Raw genomic sequence first — 18,003 nt, forward strand, 5'->3', positions numbered from 1 at the left:
ATTCACTCTGGGTCAAAAGCAGCTATTTTAGTGCCAATTGAGCGACTGTGCCAGAGGTAAAAAATCACGGGCAAGAGTAATAAGGTCAGCAGTACTGAACTGACCATACCACCGACCATAGGTGCGGCCAAGCGGCGCATCACTTCTGAACCTGTGCCATCACCCCACATAACTGGCAATAAACCAATGATTGTGGCACTTGCAGTCATGAGAACAGGGCGCAAGCGCATGCCAGCACCATCAATTACTGCTTGATATAGGCTGTTGAGGGTTAATTGTGAGTTAGAAAAGGCTTGGGCCAATGCTTGATTCAAATAAACCAACATAATGACGGCGGTTTCTACGCCCACACCCGCCAAGGCAATCATGCCCACGCCCACTGCCACAGAGAAGTCATATTCAAGCAGGAACAGTAACCAAAAGCTACCTACCAAAGCCAGAGGTAAGGTGCCCATGATAAAGACCACATCACGCATGTTCTTGAAGTTAAGGAACAAAAGCAGTGCTATGATCATTATTGTCATAGGTAGTACAACAGCCAATTTGGCTTTGGCGCGTTCCATGTACTCAAACTGACCCGACCAAGTCAGTGCATAGCCGGCAGGTAAGTTGAGCTCTTGGTTCAACCATTTTTGAGCTTCCGCAACATAATTTCCAACATCCACCCCTTCAATGTCGATGAAGGTCCAGCCATTGGGGCGAGCATTTTCGCTTTTAATGCCTGCAGGGCCGTTTTCAATTGTAATATCAGCCACATCAGCCAACGTCAATTGCAAGCCATTGGGCGCAATGACAGGCAATTGTTCTAAACGCTCTGGGCTGTCGCGGTAATGTTGTGGATAGCGCATTTGAATCGGGTATCTGGCTGTACCTTCGGTACTGTATGCCAAGTTTTTGCCACCTACGGCAGTGGCCAACACGTGTTGAATTTGAGCCACAGTCAAACCATATTGCGCTGCTTGTAAGCGGTTGATGTCCACTGTAATATAGCGCCCACCTGCAACACGTTCTGAATAAACAGATGTGGTGCCAGGAAAGCCACCCATTAAAGTTTCAATTTGTTGGCCAATGGCCTCAATCACGGGCAGCTCAGGGCCGGATACCTTGATGCCCACTGGTGTTTTGATACCGGTAGCCAACATGTCTATTCGCGTCTTGATAGGCATCACCCAGGCGTTACTGACGCCTGGAAACTGAATCAATTGGCTCAATTCTTGCTTCAATTTCTTGGCAGTCATGCCAGCACGCCATTCGGATTTGGGTTTGAAGTGAATGAAGGTTTCTATCATGGTCAGTGGTGCTGGGTCAGTCGCAGTTTCGGCACGGCCAATTTTTCCGAAAACGCTTGCTACTTCGGGTACAGTGCTGATTAATTTGTCTGTTTGTTGTAGTAATTCGCGGGCTTTCCCAATAGAGATTCCTGGATAAGTGGTGGGCATATACATTAAATCTCCTTCATCCAACGGTGGCATAAATTCGGAACCCATGCGGTTTAATGGAATGGCCACTGTGCTGAGCAATATAACGGCCATTAAAACTGTGGTTTTGGGCCAGTTCAATAAGCCTTTGAGAATCGGCAGGTAGGCCGCTGTGAGTAGGCGGTTGATGGGGTTGTTGTGCTCACTTCTGATTTTACCTCTGACAAAGTAGCCCATCAATACCGGAACCAAGGTCACTGCCAATGCCGCCGCAGCTGCCATGGCATAGGTTTTGGTGTATGCCAGCGGTGAGAATAATTTACCTTCTTGGGCTTCCAATGTGAACACGGGCAGAAAGCTGACCGTAATAATCAACAAACTGAAGAACAGGGCAGGTCCTACCTCTGATGCGGATTTTGCCACTATTTCCCATCTATTATTGTTATTAATTTCAGTGCTTTCCATGTGTTTATGCATGTTTTCTATCATCACAATGGCACCATCAATCATGGCACCAATTGCAATAGCAATACCGCCCAATGACATGATATTGGCATTCAATCCTTGGTATTTCATGACGATAAATGCCATTAAAATACCCACTGGTAAACTGATGATGGCAACCAAAGAAGAGCGCAAATGTAACAGGAACAACAAGCAAACCAATCCAACAACCAATAATTCTTCAGCCAGCTTGTGCCATAAATTATCAACCGCATTATCAATCAACTCACTGCGGTCATATACCGTGATCACTTCTACACCGTCAGGTAGGCTACTCTTGAGTTGTTCCAATTTGTTTTTAACGGCTTCAATGGTTAGTTGGGCATTTTCTCCAAATCGCATCACAACAATACCACCAACAGTTTCACCTTGACCGTTGAGTTCAGCGATGCCGCGGCGCATTTGGGGCCCCACATGAATGGTGGCCACATCTTTGAGTAGCAAAGGCACTTGCTGTTTATTGAGCCCTAATGGAATTTGTAACAAATCAGACACACTGGTGACATAGCCCGTGGCACGAACCATGTATTCTGCTTCTGCCATTTCGATAACAGAAGCGCCGACTTCTTGGTTGCTTTGCTGTATCGCAGTTTGAATCAGGGTCAGTGGTATGTTGTGTGTTTTGAGCTTTTCTGGGTCGAGAATGATTTGGTACTGCTTCACCATACCTCCGACTGTAGCGATTTCAGACACTCCTGAAACGGATTGTAATTCATACTTTAAAAACCAATCCTGAATGCTACGCAATTGGCTCAAATCATGCTGTCCTGTCATGTCTTGCAAAGCATAAATGTACACCCAGCCCACACCTGTGGCATCAGGTCCTAACTGACTGCTCGCGGTGGCGGGTAATTTAGATGCCACTTGACCTAAATATTCTTGAACCCGCGCTCTGGCCCAATACAGGTCAGTGCCTTCTTCAAAAATAATATATACGTATGAGTCACCATAAAAAGAAAAACCCCGAACAGTTTTTGCTTTGGGCACCGACAGCAGGGTACTGGTCAATGGATAAGTCACCTGATCTTCCACCACCTGTGGTGCTTGTCCAGGGTAGCTGGTTTTGACTATAACTTGAACCTCTGATAAATCAGGGATGGCATCTATGGGTGTTGTCTTGATTGAATAAAACCCAGCCGCCACCAGAAACAATGTGGCCAATAAAACCATGATTCTGTTTTTTATTGACGAATATATCAATGACTTAATCATGATTTTTAACCTTTCTTATGAGCTGTTTCACGACTTGTTTCTCAGCTTGTTTTTGAATTGAAATGATGACAAATTGATCTTCACGTATTTCAAACTCAAATGTCACATCATCGCCTTGGGAAAGTGTTGATAAGTCTGTGGTGTTTTCCACTTGAAAATCTAAAGTAGCCGCAGGGCGGTTCCATTTGGTGATGGCAGATCTTGAGATATTTATCATTCTTGCCTTCAGGTTAATGTCATTGATGCGCCCTGACACAACCGCAGATGGCCAACTGTCATCGCCCATGCGTATAAAGTCAGAAGTCTTACTGGATTCTGAGTCGAGTAAAAATTGAGCAGATGTGACCACCTTATCACCTGATTTTAGGCCAGAAACGACTTCAAATGCTTGTCCATCAGTCTCTCCAAGTTCTACAGCAACCGACTTAAAGACACCATTTCCCAACACCAAAACAACTCGATTCTGTTGGGCAGTTTGAATGACAGCCTGATGTGGTACCAGTAACCTGTTTGACTCAGTTGAGGTTAATTCATTGACCAATTGAACTTGTAAATTCATATGGGCTTTGAGTAAACCGTTTGGGTTTTCGAGTAAGGTTCGTGTTTTGATGCTGCGGTTCTGTTCGTCTGCTGATGGGTAAATGTAATCGATACTGCCAGACCAACGTTTTTGTGGGTAAAAACGGCTGGTGGCTGCCACCTTTTGGCCTTGTTGTATGTTTTGACTTGAAAACCATTCAGTATCTAACCACATGGTGTCGTTATTGGCTATGGTCATCATTGTATCTGCGGGTTTGACCACATGGCCTTCTCGTACATTCAATTCAATCACATAGCCTGATTGTGGCGCTTTAAATGGCACAGATTCAAAGATGCGTTGCTCAGCCTTCACTTGTTTAATCACTTCGCTTGGAAACTGCAATGCGGCCAATCGTTGTTCAGCGGCTTGAATCAAACTGCTGTTTTTTTGTTGTACGGCAAACAGCAGTTCTTGTTGTACATTAACCCATTCTGGAGCATAAATACGGTACAACAACTGGCCTTTTTCAACCCATTCATCACTGCTTTTAACCGCCAGTTCACGTATCCAGCCCACTGTTTTGGGGTGCACGTGGTGCATAGTAGTTTCTGCAAATCGAACCACACCTTGTGAAACACTTGATTGCTGTAAATGTCCGTAAGATACTTCTGCTGTGCGCACGCCCATGTTGTTGATGACAGCGGCATCAATTTGAATGGTTCCTGCTCCGGATTTAAGGTTTTCTGTTGGTTGATTTTCATAAACAGGCACCAATGCCATGCCCATCGGTGATAAACCAGGTTCATCACGTCGGTAATTGTCATCCATGGGTGCGACCCAGTACAAAGGTTGTTTTTTCTCAATTTTTTGAGTAATCACTTTGTCTGTATTGTTCCAAAACCATGCCAAGATTAATCCCAGAAATGTTCCAAATACAAGCCATGTTATTTTATTCATTTTGAGCTCCTTTGCTTTTTGTGCCTGGCATATTTGTCGTTTGTAAGTAATTTAAAGTCAAGCCGCTGATGGCGAATTGGTGTTGGGCTGACACGGCATTTAATTGTTGATTGATCAGTTCTTGGTGTGCTTTGAGCACCGCATCAATATCACTCCGGCCATTGCTGTATGCAATCATCAAAGCATCAATTACCGATTGATTTTGTGGAATCAATTGGCTCTGGTGTAATTGATACAACTGTCGTTGGCTCCGATACTGATTCAAGGCTTGTACCCATTGGTTATTAAAGTCCAGCAACACCTGCTGCCATTTGGCATGTTGAGCATCTGCTTGCAGAGCTGCTTGACGTACTTTGCTGTTATTGTGTTTGCGATTGAAAAGCGGGATGTCGAAACTGATGCCAATACTGGCCAAATCAGCCCTTTCAAGGCCCTGATTATTATCTTGTCTGTGGCCATAAGCTGTACTGATGACCCAATTGCTCTTGTTATTTTCGTTGACTGAGCTTATGGCCAGTTCTGCATAAGCAGCTTGTTTTTTTGCCACTTGTACCTTGGGATGAAGTTTAAAATTGGGTTGGATTTCAGAAGGCTCAATTTCAGGTAATGTTTCGTCAACCAGCACTTGCTTGATGTTTTGCCTTGTTTTAACGCCTAGCGACAAAGCGGCATGTTGTTGTTGTTGCTTGGTTTCTATTAACTGTTGTTCAATGCCATTAGCCGCCAACTCAACTTGCAATACATCGGCTTGTTGCGTTTGTGTACTGCCAGATTGATAATGGTTTGTGACTGTCTGTGACAGTTGTTTTAGCCATGCTTTTTGTTGTTGTAACAACTGCAGCTTTGTTTGTGCCCAATGAATTTGTAACCACAAAGTGCCCGCCTGTTGTTGTAGTAAAGCTTCGCGGTCTTTTTGTAGTAGATTCTGCCGTTCACTTTGAATAATGGCTTGCTGTTTTTTTATGTTGACCCATTTTTTCTTGGGCAGCCGCTGTGTCACTTTGACCTGTGCCATGCTCATGTTTTCTTGGCCTAAATCAAACCCGTCAGCGGCAACATTCATCAAACCCAAGTTGACACTGGGGTTGGGCCAATAAGCAATGCCCTCACTGTTGGCTTGCCACGCTTCGGCTTGTTTTCCTAAAGCGGTTAATTGTTGGTCGTTTTTAATCGCCAAATCAATGGCGTTTTCAAAAGTTAAGGTTTGGCCTTTTACGGATAACAACATAAGTGTCACCCAAATTAATTTTTTCATGGAAATACCTGTTCATTTCATTTTGACGCGCCATGAATCATCAAAATTCAGACGCACTGATGCAATGTTCAGGTCAGGCTGGGTGGGCGAAGCAGGGGAGTGGTGTTGTGAGATAATTGCCAATCGAGTGACAATTTATTTAATCCATTGGACGCATTGTATGTCCATTCTTTGGTGCCAACTATGGCAACAGACTGGCTGTGACAAGAATTATAGTCACAGGAACAATCATCGCAACAGTTTTCCATATCAGGTGTCGAGGTGTCATTCATGCCATGGTTCATGTCAGCATGGTTCATCTTAGAATGGTCCATGCCGGAATGGTCCATAACATCAGACACAGCTGCTTGATTTGTCATGTGTTGACAATTATTTTCAGCCCACGATTGATGCTGCCCAAGAGCAGGGCCAACAATAAAAGCAGTTGTGAAAATAATGAATGCATCCGGCTATTCTATACTTGAGCCAATTATTTTTCAAAGCTTTTGATGTTTAAAATCAGCTTTCACCTATGAATTCCATACCGAATGACGTGTCACTTTGATGATTATTTCATTTTTAATGTTTAAGTAAATGATTGAAGAATAAAAAGATTGTTTGCTATAAAATGAACAGAAATACACGTCAGAATAATGGCACATTATAAAAGGGCTTTATAGCAAGGACATTGAAATGAAAACCTCACAAATTAAATACATCCATCACATCAGTCGATACAAATTATTTTGGACTTTAAGCGTTTTACTGTTTTTATCAGCGTGTCATTTAGCAACAAAAAAAGACATGGATGCTGCACCTTTTTCTTTGGCTGTGTCTGCCGATGACCTGACATTAACTTTCAAAGAAAAAGTGCAGAAGATCAGTGTTGATGACATGCCCATCAGTTTCCAGCCACAACTGGCCTGTCAGTGGGTGTGGTTATCTGATCAAATCTTGCGTTGTATGATCAACAGGAACAATGACCATGGCATTGGCATTCAAGGAAACACGCGCTACTCAATCAATTTATCTGACGGCTTAACTTCGGTAAATGCTTTGCCAGTTTATAAATATTCTGAAAATTTTGTATTTTCAAGACCGGAGGCCAGGTACTTGAATGTTGTTAAATGGTCTTCGCAAATTGACCCCATATTTTCTGTTCAATTCAATACCGAAATAAACAGACAGGCACTTAAACCGGAAAGTTTTAACTTGGTGCACGAAGGTAAAAAATACCCTTTAGAAGTTTTAGATTTTGACAAAAATAATTATTTACTTCAAAACCATCTTGCCAGAATGGAAGATCAGGTGGTCTTACTTCAGCCCAAGGTGTCTTTGGCCTATGACACTCATTATCAATTGGCGATAGATGACAATATAAAACCATTAAAAGGCGATGTAAAAAGCAAAGAAGAAGTGACGTCGCTTTCACTCAAAACATATGGCTTGAAAAATAAACTGATGGCCAATTATTGTTCTGATAAGTATTATTCTTGGCATTCAAAAAAAGTAGGGACATGCTTTTTGGATGACTATTTTGTTTTTCAGTTGGATCGAGAAATTAATTACACCCTCAATCCTCATTGTCAACGCTTGTTAAAGCGCGGTTTATTAAAAGACAAAGGTTATAATAAAAAATACCACATTCGTGTTTTAGATTTTTTTGATAATCAAACTGAATTCAAAAGCTGTTTAGAAAAAGTAACAGATGTTTTTGATCAAGTCAGTGACTTGACAGAAGTGTTAACTGTGCCTTTTGAAGACAGTTTTCGCCCAAAGTTACATTTAAAAAATAAAGCATACCAGTATGGTTCTTTATCCAATGAAATTACTTTAGTTACGAGTACCATGAACTTGGATGCGTTTCATGTCCAGATTAATAAAGTGAATGATCAAGAGGTGGATTTGTCATTTACTCAGCAAGTTACAGATAACCAAAAAAATAAATACATGACCACTCAAATTGAGGTGCCTTTTGAAGGCGAGATACATGCCATAGCCGGCGAGATTGGTATAAAAAAAGATTCAAAAGACACAGTTCCCTTTAATGTCACCAAAGCACCCTTTCATATCAGCCTCAAAACGAACCCAAGGTTTGTCGCATTGATGTTGCATGATGCTAAAAACATGCAACCAGCGAAGAAAACAGCAGTAAAAGTCATTACACAAATGCAATCTTATCAAGGAATTACAGATGATTCTGGCTTTGTACAAATAGAAGTTTTACCTTCAGATTTTGATGATGAGAATGAAGTTGATGAGCTTGCATTGCTTATCAATTATCAAGGAAAAGAATACAGCATTAATGACATTGATGAGTTGGGTTACGAAACATCAAGCGAGGAATCAGATGATGATTACTATACTTATGATGAGGGCGAATTACTGGTATGGGGTATCACTGACAAACCTTTGTACCGTGCAGGGGAGAAAGTGAAATACAAACTGTATTTCAGGGAGAAAAAAGGAGATGGTTTTGTTATTCCCAAAATTGACTCCAGTATATTCGCTAATGTTCAAGGGTATAACAGAATCAGTGGCTATGAAATAGATTGCTCCAATTACCTAGAATGCCATTCTTTTTTCAAAAAAGAAATCATGGAGTTGGATCAGTTTGGTTCTGTTTCAGGTGAATTTAAAATTCCTTTATCAACAAAAAATGCAGATTTTTCATTTAACTTTGCTTATCCAACAAATCCTGAGTCAGAGGAAACGACCTATTGGGGAGATGAAAAAAGCATTTATTCAGAAGTTAGGTTCCAAGTAACTGACTTTCAAACCTCACCGTATTTATTGTCAGTAGCAACAGATAAGAAAATGCTCACTCCGAATTCACCTTTTACAATCACAGGTGAAGCCACTTACTATTCTGGTGGACCGGTGATCAATCAAAATGGAGAGTTGACGGTAGAAGTGTCTGCCAAGAACTTTGTTGAAGATCATCCACAATATTCAGGTTACAGTTTTTTACAGTGTCACGGCTGCTATGGTGAAACAGATTTTATCAGTTCCTTGACTTATGATGACCAGGGTCAGATTTCGACTGAATATAAAATCAAAGCAAATGACGTCAAATATGGAACGGTTAAATTCAATGCGGGCATTGAACCTGAAAACAGTTCATGGACTTACAGTCAAAACTTGAATGTGCCTTATTATCAAGATGATTATTTTGTAGGGATAAAGGCTGATCAGTACATGTACTTGGCCAATGAAAAGATCAATATTGAATCCATCTTGGTCAAATATACCGGCGAAGAGCAAAGCAATCCAAGTTTCAAATATGAAGTGGCCAAGGTCAATGAAAATGGTGGAGTACAAGCATACGAAGCGATAGCATGTTCAGAAAATAACAAATGTCAAACCACAATCTCTCAAGCGGGTCGTTATAAATTAAAAGCCAAAAGCGCAGTAGCTGGGGTGAATTATGAGCATGAAATTGATGTTTATGTCTACCAGCCCTCTCATGCTTTTAATTACACCAAGTATAAATCACCCCAGATTTTATTAGACAAGCCCAAGTATGACATTGGAGATGTGGCAAAAATAACCATCAACATGCCATACCCGAAGGCCAAGGTGGCGGTATACCTTGAAAGGAACCGTATATTGAAACACTGGGTTAAAAGCACTGACAATGGCAGTATTGTTCTGGAGTTTCCCATAACAGAGCAGGCAGCACCGGGCTTTTCTGTCAGTACCGATTTACTCAGCATCAATGGTCATGCGGTTGATAACCGTAAATTGCGATACAGCGATACCACGGTTCACACCCAAGTTAATTCTGACCGCGTTGATGACACTTTTGAAATCATTACTGATAAAGCGGCATACCTACCAGGCTCGGACATTAAATTAACGGTTAAATCATCTTTTGACACCGATGCAGAATTTACTGTGGCACTGATTGATTCGGCGGTTGTTAGCCTGATTGATGAGAAATACTACTATGACATGAATGAGTCATCACTACATCAAGCAACAAAAGTATGGCAAACCTTAACCAAGCACACACTGAAACCTGTAAACTTGATGATGGACACCAGTGGTTTAGGAATCAGTGAAATTAGTTTTGATGAACAAGACGAGCAATTAGAAGAACAAGGCAAGATTACTGTTACAGGCAGTCGAATTAGCAGAGAAGATTTGGGTTCACATCCTCCAGCCACCAAAGGTGGTGTGATTGATAAGAAAAACAGCGTTGAATATACCGGAACGGATTCAAATAACATGGTGATAGCTGGTGTTGAAATTCCTTTGGACCAACTGAGGCTGCTGTTTAAAGAGTCAGCCTATTTTGAGACAGGTTTGAGAGTACAACCTGGGCAAGAAGTCAGCCAGACCATTCGATTACCTGACAACATCGGTTCATGGAAAGTCATTTTGGTTGGAGCAGATTTAAAAGGAAAAATTGATGTCAAATCTCAATCCATCAAAGCCAAAAAAGATTTAGAAGTTTATGCCAATTTACCTGAACAACTGACCATTGATGACCGTTTTATAGGCCAAGTAAATGTGGTGGATAAATCCAATGAAGCATCAACCTTACAAATCGCTGCCCAAGCGGAATCAAATAATGGTAAAAAACCAGTTACCGCTAAAAAGATTCAAGAAAACGCCATACAAAACCAACAATACAGCATGGCTTTGCCTATCACTGTTGATGGTGTTAATGACATACAAGTCACAGCGATTGTCAGATCCGAATCAAGTCAAGATGGGTTGATTAAACATATACCTGTGCGCGGCAAAAGCATATCGGGCAGTGAACAGTTAATCGGACAATTTTCCGCTGCATCTGAGTTGATTAATTTCGATATAAGCCACCGAACAGCATACCCACTTGGTTCGCTCACACTGAAGGTTAATCCGAGCATCTCTAATCAATTGAACCCCACATTCAATTACATGGAAAAATACCCACACCAGTGTTGGGAGCAACAATTGGCCAAAGCCACAGCGGCAGCAGTAAAGCTTAATTTAAATGCACGAAATAAAAACTTAGGTTTAACTGAAGAAGCCAATGAAATGATAATGGCACAAGAAAAAGGCATCATCCAAGATGTCATCAACCGCGCCATAGATTTTCAAGCCAGTAACGGTGGTATGACCTTCTTTGGCGCCAATAAAGAAAACGTCAGCCCGTTTTTAACCTTCCATACCCACAGCATGTTCAAAGCATTAAAAGTTATGGGTTATGACATTCCTACAAAAGTCACAGACCACATAAAAGAATTTGCCACACTGTATGTTTCGGATTATCAGCGCTTTCTTGATAACAAAAGATATGAATATGATACTGAACAAAATCAATACAGTGCAGAACTGTTCTTCATGGCTTATTTCATCAATGAATCGAAAAAAGTAAGTGAACCAAACGAAGACTCTGCGGCTATTTTCGAATTATTGACGTCAGACACAAACGCGCTCAGCGTCAACAGTTTGAATCAATTGGTAATCAATGACACCGAAAACAAAACAACCTACCTCAATGCGCTGTCACAAAAGTATTTCACCAACGGTAATTGGCTGGCTTTACTCAAAGAACCCAAATCAGATTGGTTTAATTTAGAAAGCGGACTGAAATCTCAATGTGAAACCGTAAGCGCCTTACTTGATTCTAATCAAAATGAAGAGGACAAAGACCCAGCGTTCAGGCACCTGTTAAATATTTTAGGTCGCAGTGATTCGTCAGGCATCTTAGGCTCTACACTTGAAAACAGTGTTTGTTTATTGGCTTTCAATACATTCATAGAAAGATTTGAATCACTAGAAAATGAAACAATACGCCAGGTTGTGATCAATGGTATTCAGCAACAATTAACCAGTGAGCCTATCATGGTTGACGTGACTCAGCCTTTGAATATCAACATAGCGAACCCTAAAGAAACCCAGCTGTATTATTCGGCTTCGCTTGATTTTCAACAAGACGCAAATCATGAAATCACAGCCGGTGAAGGTCTTGAAATCACCCGAACTTATGCCAAATTTGATCAAGGTAAGTGGCATGATGTCCGTGCCGATCAATTTCAAACAGGTGACTGGATAAAAACTGAAGTCACTATAATCAACCCGATTCAACGCAGTTTCATTGCGGTTTCAAGTCCGAATCCGGGTGCATGGGTGCCAGTGAACCCAATGCTCAGTACCAGTGTGCCTGTTGGATTAATTGATCAAATGGACAAAGAATCAGACAGCAGTTATTTTTACGAAAGGCAGTTACAACCAGCCACCAGTAAATTTTATGCAGACTTTTTACCCAGTGGCGTGCATAAAATCACCTATTATTCAAAAGTGTTGGTTGGCGGTGAATTCAGTGCTTTACCTGCAGTGATCGAAGCCATGTACAACAAAAAAATCAGGGCTCAAACTAAACTTGAGAAAGTGGCAGTAAAAACACAGTGAATTGGTTTCGCTAATCAATTAAAAGTGACCACATCATTAATCGCATGTGGTCATAAAGGAACGTTTATTAACACATTGGGTTGTCAACCTTGGTTATTTTTGGTCTATAAATTGGTACAAGTGGCGTTCCAACTGTTTTAGCTGAATGTGCGCGCAAATGTAAATGCCGAGGTCTTGAGCGCGTTGGTATGTGTATTTATTGATGGGTTGGTAGCTAATAAGCATTGCGCGTCCCGATAAGCCGCCTGTTAAAGATTTTAATGTGTCTAATCGATAGATGGTTGAATTGGCTTCTGCTGTTGATTTATTGGAGCGGCCAAATTTTTTGGTTTTGCATTCAATCACATGCAACCTATTATTGGCCATGGCGATGACGTCGATTTCATTTTTGACAGTGCCTTGGTGGCGGACGATTTCCATGCCTTTATTGATGTCAGAGAGGGTGGGGCGTTTGGCTCGCATGCCATACATTAATGAAAAAACGTGATTTTCTAACCAGCCTCCATTGCAATAAAACCGGTTGTCTTTGTTGATGAATGAAATTTTCTTTCCATGCAGTCGAATCATGTCTGCTTCTTTAAAGTGGCGCAGCAACTCTTGTAATTCATGGTCTTTTAATTCTGAATGAGTCATCCCATATTGGTGTTGGCTGTCTGCCATCATGGCCATGTAATTAAGCTTGGCAATCTGTTTATCATGACTGCCAATGTGATCAATCAACCAATGCGTTAATGCGCGAGACTTGGCAGGCTCTGCTTGCTTTTGGCCTGAGTTAAGCACTTGTGTATTGAAAGCCATCAAGTACTCATGGACTTTTAATTGACAGCTGATGTCTTCATCTTGGTTGTCAGATTTTTGGTGTAACCACGACAGTTGATTGGTGAACTTATCAACCATAAAGACAGGGAAATCATGGTAAATGAATTGTTCAAAGCACAGCATCACCCATTTGTGGTAGCTATTCGATGCATTCAGCATCAATTTATCATCTTTATGTTGGTTGATTATGTGTTCTATTTGATTCCTGAATGTGTTGGTTTCAAAGCTGACGGCTTCACATTGAAATTTGATGCCTCGGGTTCTGAGTACCCATTTGATGCCTTCACAGTTGTCTTCTTTTCTGTGAAGTAAAATGACCTTTGTGGCTTTTAAGTGCAGGGCCGCGCTGAGGATGCCTGCATGATTGGGGTGAAAAATAGCAATGTGGGTAGTCATTAGTGAATTATAATAACAAATACTGATGAAATGTTGGCGTTTATCAGTGTTTTCCGTTAAAATTCGCTTTCAATTCGAACCCAGTAATAAGTAGGCGGCTGCCTGCTTTTTTTACGCCTTTAAAGAGTTGAGCACAGTGACACAATTAAATCAGTTTTTATTCCCCTCAAGCGACCAGCCTAAAGCCATTTTGGCTTTGGAAGATGGTTCTGTTTTTTACGGTACATCCGTTGGCTTTCAAGGAGAATCTGTTGGTGAAGTGGTATTCAATACCGCACTAACAGGCTATCAAGAGATTTTGTCTGATCCTTCATATGCGGGTCAAATGGTGACATTAACCTACCCACACATTGGCAATACAGGTACCAATCCGGGTGATAATGAATCGAGTCAAGTACATGCCAAAGGCTTGATCGTTCGCAGTTATTCAGAACAAGCCAGTAACTGGCGTAGTGCTGAAACATTAGGTGATTATTTAGTGCGTCATAAAGTGGTGGCTATTTCTGGTATTGATACACGAGAACTGACTCAAAAGCTGCGTCAAAATGGTTCTATGAATGCTTGTATGATGGTCGCTAACAGTGGGTCAGATGCCATTGATGTTGAATCGGCCATCGAAAAAGCCAAGCATCACGGTGGTACCAGCGGTCAAGACTTGGCCAAAGTGGTGACACAAAGTGAAACCACCGAGTGGCAAGGCGGTACTTTTGATTTAGATTCTAATCAACACACCAACCCAGATGGTGATAAATACCATGTGGTTTGTTATGACTTTGGTGTGAAGCAAAACATCTTACGCATTATGAAAGACCTGGGTTGTAAGTTAACTGTGGTTCCAGCTCAAACATCAGCAGCTGATGTGTTGGCGATGAATCCTGATGGCATTTTCTTATCAAACGGCCCGGGAGATCCTGCGGCTTGTGATTATGCGATTGAAGCATGTCGCGAGTTCTTGAACACAGACATTCCTTTATTTGGCATCTGTCTGGGGCATCAGATCATGGCTTTGGCTTCGGACTTACCGACGTTAAAGATGAAATTTGGACACCACGGTGCCAATCACCCAGTAGAAAACTGTGCTGATAAGACGGTTTTGATCACCAGTCAGAACCACAACTATGCAGTCGATGAGGCGAATTTGCCAGCTCACATTGAAGTAACACACAAATCATTGTTTGATGGTTCTGTACAAGGCATCAGACGCACAGACAAGCCAGCATATGGTTTCCAAGGGCATCCAGAAGCGAGCCCTGGGCCACACGAAGCAAAAAAATTATTCCAACCATTCATTGATAACATGCAACAGGTAAAAGGATAAGTCATGGGAAAACGTACAGACATTAAAACGATTTTGGTATTAGGCGCAGGGCCGATCGTCATTGGACAAGCCTGTGAGTTTGACTATTCTGGGACCCAAGCTTGTAAAGCGCTGACAGATGAAGGTTATCGTGTGGTGTTGGTGAATTCCAATCCAGCGACCATCATGACAGACCCGGAAACCGCGGATAAAATTTATATCCAACCGATCACTTGGCAAACGGTGGCAAAAATCATTGAACGTGAAAAGCCAGATGCTTTGTTGCCTACCATGGGTGGACAAACCGCATTGAACTGCTCCTTGGATTTGGTCAGTCAAGGTGTGTTAGAAAAATACGGCGTAGAAATGATTGGTGCGACTCGTGAAGCCATTGATATGGCGGAAGACCGTGAACAGTTTAGGGTTGCGATGGACGATATTAATCTGAAAGTGTCAGAGTCATATATTGTTCACAACATCGAGGAAGCGCGAGAAGTACAGAAAAAGATAGGCTACCCAGTAATTCTCAGACCTTCATTCACCATGGGTGGATCAGGTGGTGGTATTGCTTATAATTTGGAAGAGTTCGAAGCCATTACAGCCGAAGGTTTGAAGCAATCTCCCACCAATGAAGTGCTGCTTGAAAAATCTTTATTGGGCTGGAAAGAATACGAGATGGAAGTAGTTCGTGATAAAGCGGATAACTGCATCATCATATGTTCGATTGAAAACGTGGATCCGATGGGTGTGCATACTGGCGACTCTATCACTGTGGCACCAGCACAAACATTAACTGACAAAGAATACCAAGTGATGCGTGATGCATCTTTGGCTATCTTGCGTAAAATTGGTGTTGAAACAGGTGGCTCAAATGTACAATTTGCTATCAACCCAGAAGACGGTGAAATGTTGATCATTGAGATGAACCCAAGGGTTTCTCGATCATCGGCCTTGGCTTCTAAAGCCACCGGTTTCCCGATTGCTAAAGTGGCGGCTAAATTGGCGATTGGTTATACCTTAGATGAGTTACAGAATGAAATTACAGGTGGTGCCACACCAGCATCTTTTGAGCCTTCCATTGATTACGTGGTGACCAAGATCCCACGTTTTGCTTTTGAAAAATTCAACCACAGTAAAGACCGTTTGAGCACGCAGATGAAATCTGTGGGCGAAGTGATGGCCATGGGTCGTACCTTTAATGAGTCTTTGCAAAAAGCCATGCGTGGCTTGGAAACAGGTAAAACAGGTTTGAATCCGATGGTTTCGGCTGAAGAAATCGAAGCAGGTTTTGATTTAAACAAAGAAATTCGTGAACCATCGTCAGTTCGACTGCTGTACGTGGCGGATGCTTTCAGACAAGGTTACAGTGTGGATGAAGTGTTCGAGATATCCAAGATTGATCCTTGGTTTTTGCATCACATTGAGCGCATCGTCAAAATTGAGCAATCGTTATCTACCCATGAATTGGCTGACTTGTGCCAAAAGCAAATCCTTCAATTAAAACGTGAAGGTTTTTCTGATGCCCGCATGGCTGAAGTGATGGGAACTGATGAAGCCTTGGTTCGTGCCAAGCGCCAAGAATTAGACATTCACCCAGTTTACAAGCGAGTGGATTCATGTGCTGCGGAATTTGATTCGCCAACTGCGTATTTTTACTCTACTTACGAGCCTTTCTGCGAAGCCAGGCCAACAGACAAAGATAAAATCATGGTTTTGGGCGGCGGCCCGAACAGAATCGGGCAGGGCATTGAGTTTGATTACTGTTGTGTCCATGCCGCTTTGGCGCTGAAAGAATATGGTTTTGAAACCATCATGGTCAATTGCAACCCAGAAACGGTTTCAACCGATTACGACACATCAGATCGTTTGTACTTCGAATCTTTGACCTTAGAAGATGTGTTGGAAATCGTGCGCATAGAAAAACCCAAAGGTGTGATTGTACAATACGGTGGTCAAACACCATTGAACTTGGCCAATGCTTTGGAAAAAGAAGGTGTGCCAATCATAGGTTCATCTCCAGAATGTATTGACAAAGCAGAAGACCGTGAACAATTCAAAGCCATGTTGGATAAATTGGGTTTGAAACAACCGCCCAATGGCACAGTAACATCTGCAGCACAAGCCATTGATGTGGCTGACAACTTAGGTTTTCCTTTGGTGGTCAGGCCATCTTATGTCCTGGGTGGACGTGCAATGGAAGTGGTGCATTCTCAACCTGAGTTGGCACGTTACATGAAAGAAGCGGTTCAGGTTTCAAATGACTCTCCCGTGTTGTTAGACCGATTTTTAGACCATGCCATTGAAGTCGATGTAGACATCATCTGTGATGGTACTGATGTGATGGTCGGTGGCATCATGGAGCACATTGAACAAGCTGGTGTTCACTCAGGTGATTCAGCGTGCTGTATTCCGCCTTTTACTTTGAGCAAAGAAACCCAAACTGAATTATCACGTCAATGTAAATTAATGGCCAAAGAATTAGGTGTTGTGGGATTGATGAATACGCAGTTTGCCATTCAAGGCGATGACATATATATTTTAGAAGTTAATCCACGTGCTTCACGCACCGTGCCTTTTGTTTCTAAAGCTGCTGGTTTACCTTTGGCTAAAATTGCTGCTTTGTGTATGGCTGGCATCAGTTTAAAAGAGCAGGGGGTTAAAGAGCGTTTAGACTTAAATCATTATTCAATCAAAGAACCTGTGTTTCCGTTCTTGAAATTTCCGGGTGTTGACCCAATCCTAGGACCTGAGATGCGATCAACCGGCGAAGTGATGGGCATTGGCAAGTCATTTGGCTCTGCTGTGGCGACATCTAAATTGGCAGCTAAGGTGGCAATGCCTTTGCAAGGTAAAGCCTTTGTTTCTGTCAGAGAGGCGGATAAAAGCCGCTTGATTCCTATAGCTAAACAGCTACAGGCCATGAATTTTGAATTGGTGGCCACACACGGTACATGTAAATTATTGCGTGAAGCCGGACTGTTTTGTGAAAGTGTCAATAAAGTGACCGAAGGTCGTCCCCATATTGTTGATAAAATCAAGAGTAATGAGATTGACTTCATCATTAACACCACAGAAGGTGCGCAGGCGATTGCTGACTCTGCCTCAATCAGGAAAGAAGCATTGAAACAGAGCATAAACTACACTACCACCATTGCTGGTGCGGCTGCCACCATCGCAGCTTATGAGTTTTTGAACTCACACGAAATATATTCTCTGGACGAGTTACATTAAAGGATAATTA

At 42.0% G+C, this 18,003-nt stretch carries 8 protein-coding genes; 3 read left to right on the forward strand and 5 right to left on the reverse strand.

Annotated elements, in window-relative coordinates; all coding sequences use genetic code 11:
* Window positions 1-2 precede the first annotated feature (2 nt).
* From FET73_RS12765 to FET73_RS12780, 4 genes are all read right to left on the reverse strand, one after another.
* Window positions 3-3,134 (reverse strand): efflux RND transporter permease subunit, encoded by a 3,132-nt coding sequence (locus FET73_RS12765; RefSeq protein ID WP_154224360.1) that lies wholly within the window; start codon window positions 3,132-3,134, stop codon window positions 3-5.
* On the reverse strand, window positions 3,127-4,611 hold the full coding sequence (locus FET73_RS12770) for an efflux RND transporter periplasmic adaptor subunit (RefSeq protein WP_154224361.1): 1,485 nt from the start codon (window positions 4,609-4,611) through the stop codon (window positions 3,127-3,129). Before FET73_RS12770 ends, FET73_RS12765 begins: the two co-directional genes overlap by 8 nt.
* Entirely contained in the window at window positions 4,604-5,866 is a 1,263-nt protein-coding gene (locus FET73_RS12775; RefSeq protein ID WP_154224362.1) for a TolC family protein, read from the reverse strand. Before FET73_RS12775 ends, FET73_RS12770 begins: the two co-directional genes overlap by 8 nt.
* A 68-nt stretch (window positions 5,867-5,934) precedes the next feature.
* Window positions 5,935-6,225 carry a hypothetical protein gene (locus FET73_RS12780; RefSeq protein WP_154224363.1) on the reverse strand — a complete coding sequence of 97 codons (291 nt, stop codon included), beginning with the start codon at window positions 6,223-6,225 and terminating at the stop codon, window positions 5,935-5,937.
* Between the two features lie 313 nt (window positions 6,226-6,538).
* Between FET73_RS12780 and FET73_RS12785 the strand changes: the two genes are divergently transcribed.
* Window positions 6,539-12,250: an alpha-2-macroglobulin family protein gene (locus FET73_RS12785; protein WP_154224364.1), complete on the forward strand. Its 5,712-nt coding sequence runs from the start codon at window positions 6,539-6,541 to the stop codon at window positions 12,248-12,250.
* Between the two features lie 93 nt (window positions 12,251-12,343).
* Here the strand turns inward: FET73_RS12785 and FET73_RS12790 are convergent, their stop codons facing one another.
* Window positions 12,344-13,465, reverse strand: a complete 1,122-nt coding sequence (locus tag FET73_RS12790) for a Card1-like endonuclease domain-containing protein (protein WP_154224365.1) — start codon at window positions 13,463-13,465, stop codon at window positions 12,344-12,346.
* A 136-nt stretch (window positions 13,466-13,601) separates the two neighbouring features.
* Here FET73_RS12790 and carA point away from each other — a divergent pair, with 136 nt between their 5' ends.
* Together carA and carB are read left to right on the forward strand one after the other, a co-directional pair.
* A complete protein-coding gene (gene carA / locus FET73_RS12795) occupies window positions 13,602-14,783 on the forward strand; it encodes a glutamine-hydrolyzing carbamoyl-phosphate synthase small subunit (protein ID WP_179952282.1) in 1,182 nt (393 codons plus the stop codon).
* Window positions 14,784-14,786: 3 nt separating this feature from the next.
* Window positions 14,787-17,993 (forward strand): carbamoyl-phosphate synthase large subunit, encoded by a 3,207-nt coding sequence (gene carB / locus FET73_RS12800; RefSeq protein ID WP_154224367.1) that lies wholly within the window; start codon window positions 14,787-14,789, stop codon window positions 17,991-17,993.
* Window positions 17,994-18,003: the final 10 nt, after the last annotated feature.

This window comes from Marinicella rhabdoformis, assembly GCF_009671245.1.
GTDB lineage: Bacteria > Pseudomonadota > Gammaproteobacteria > Xanthomonadales > Marinicellaceae > Marinicella > Marinicella rhabdoformis.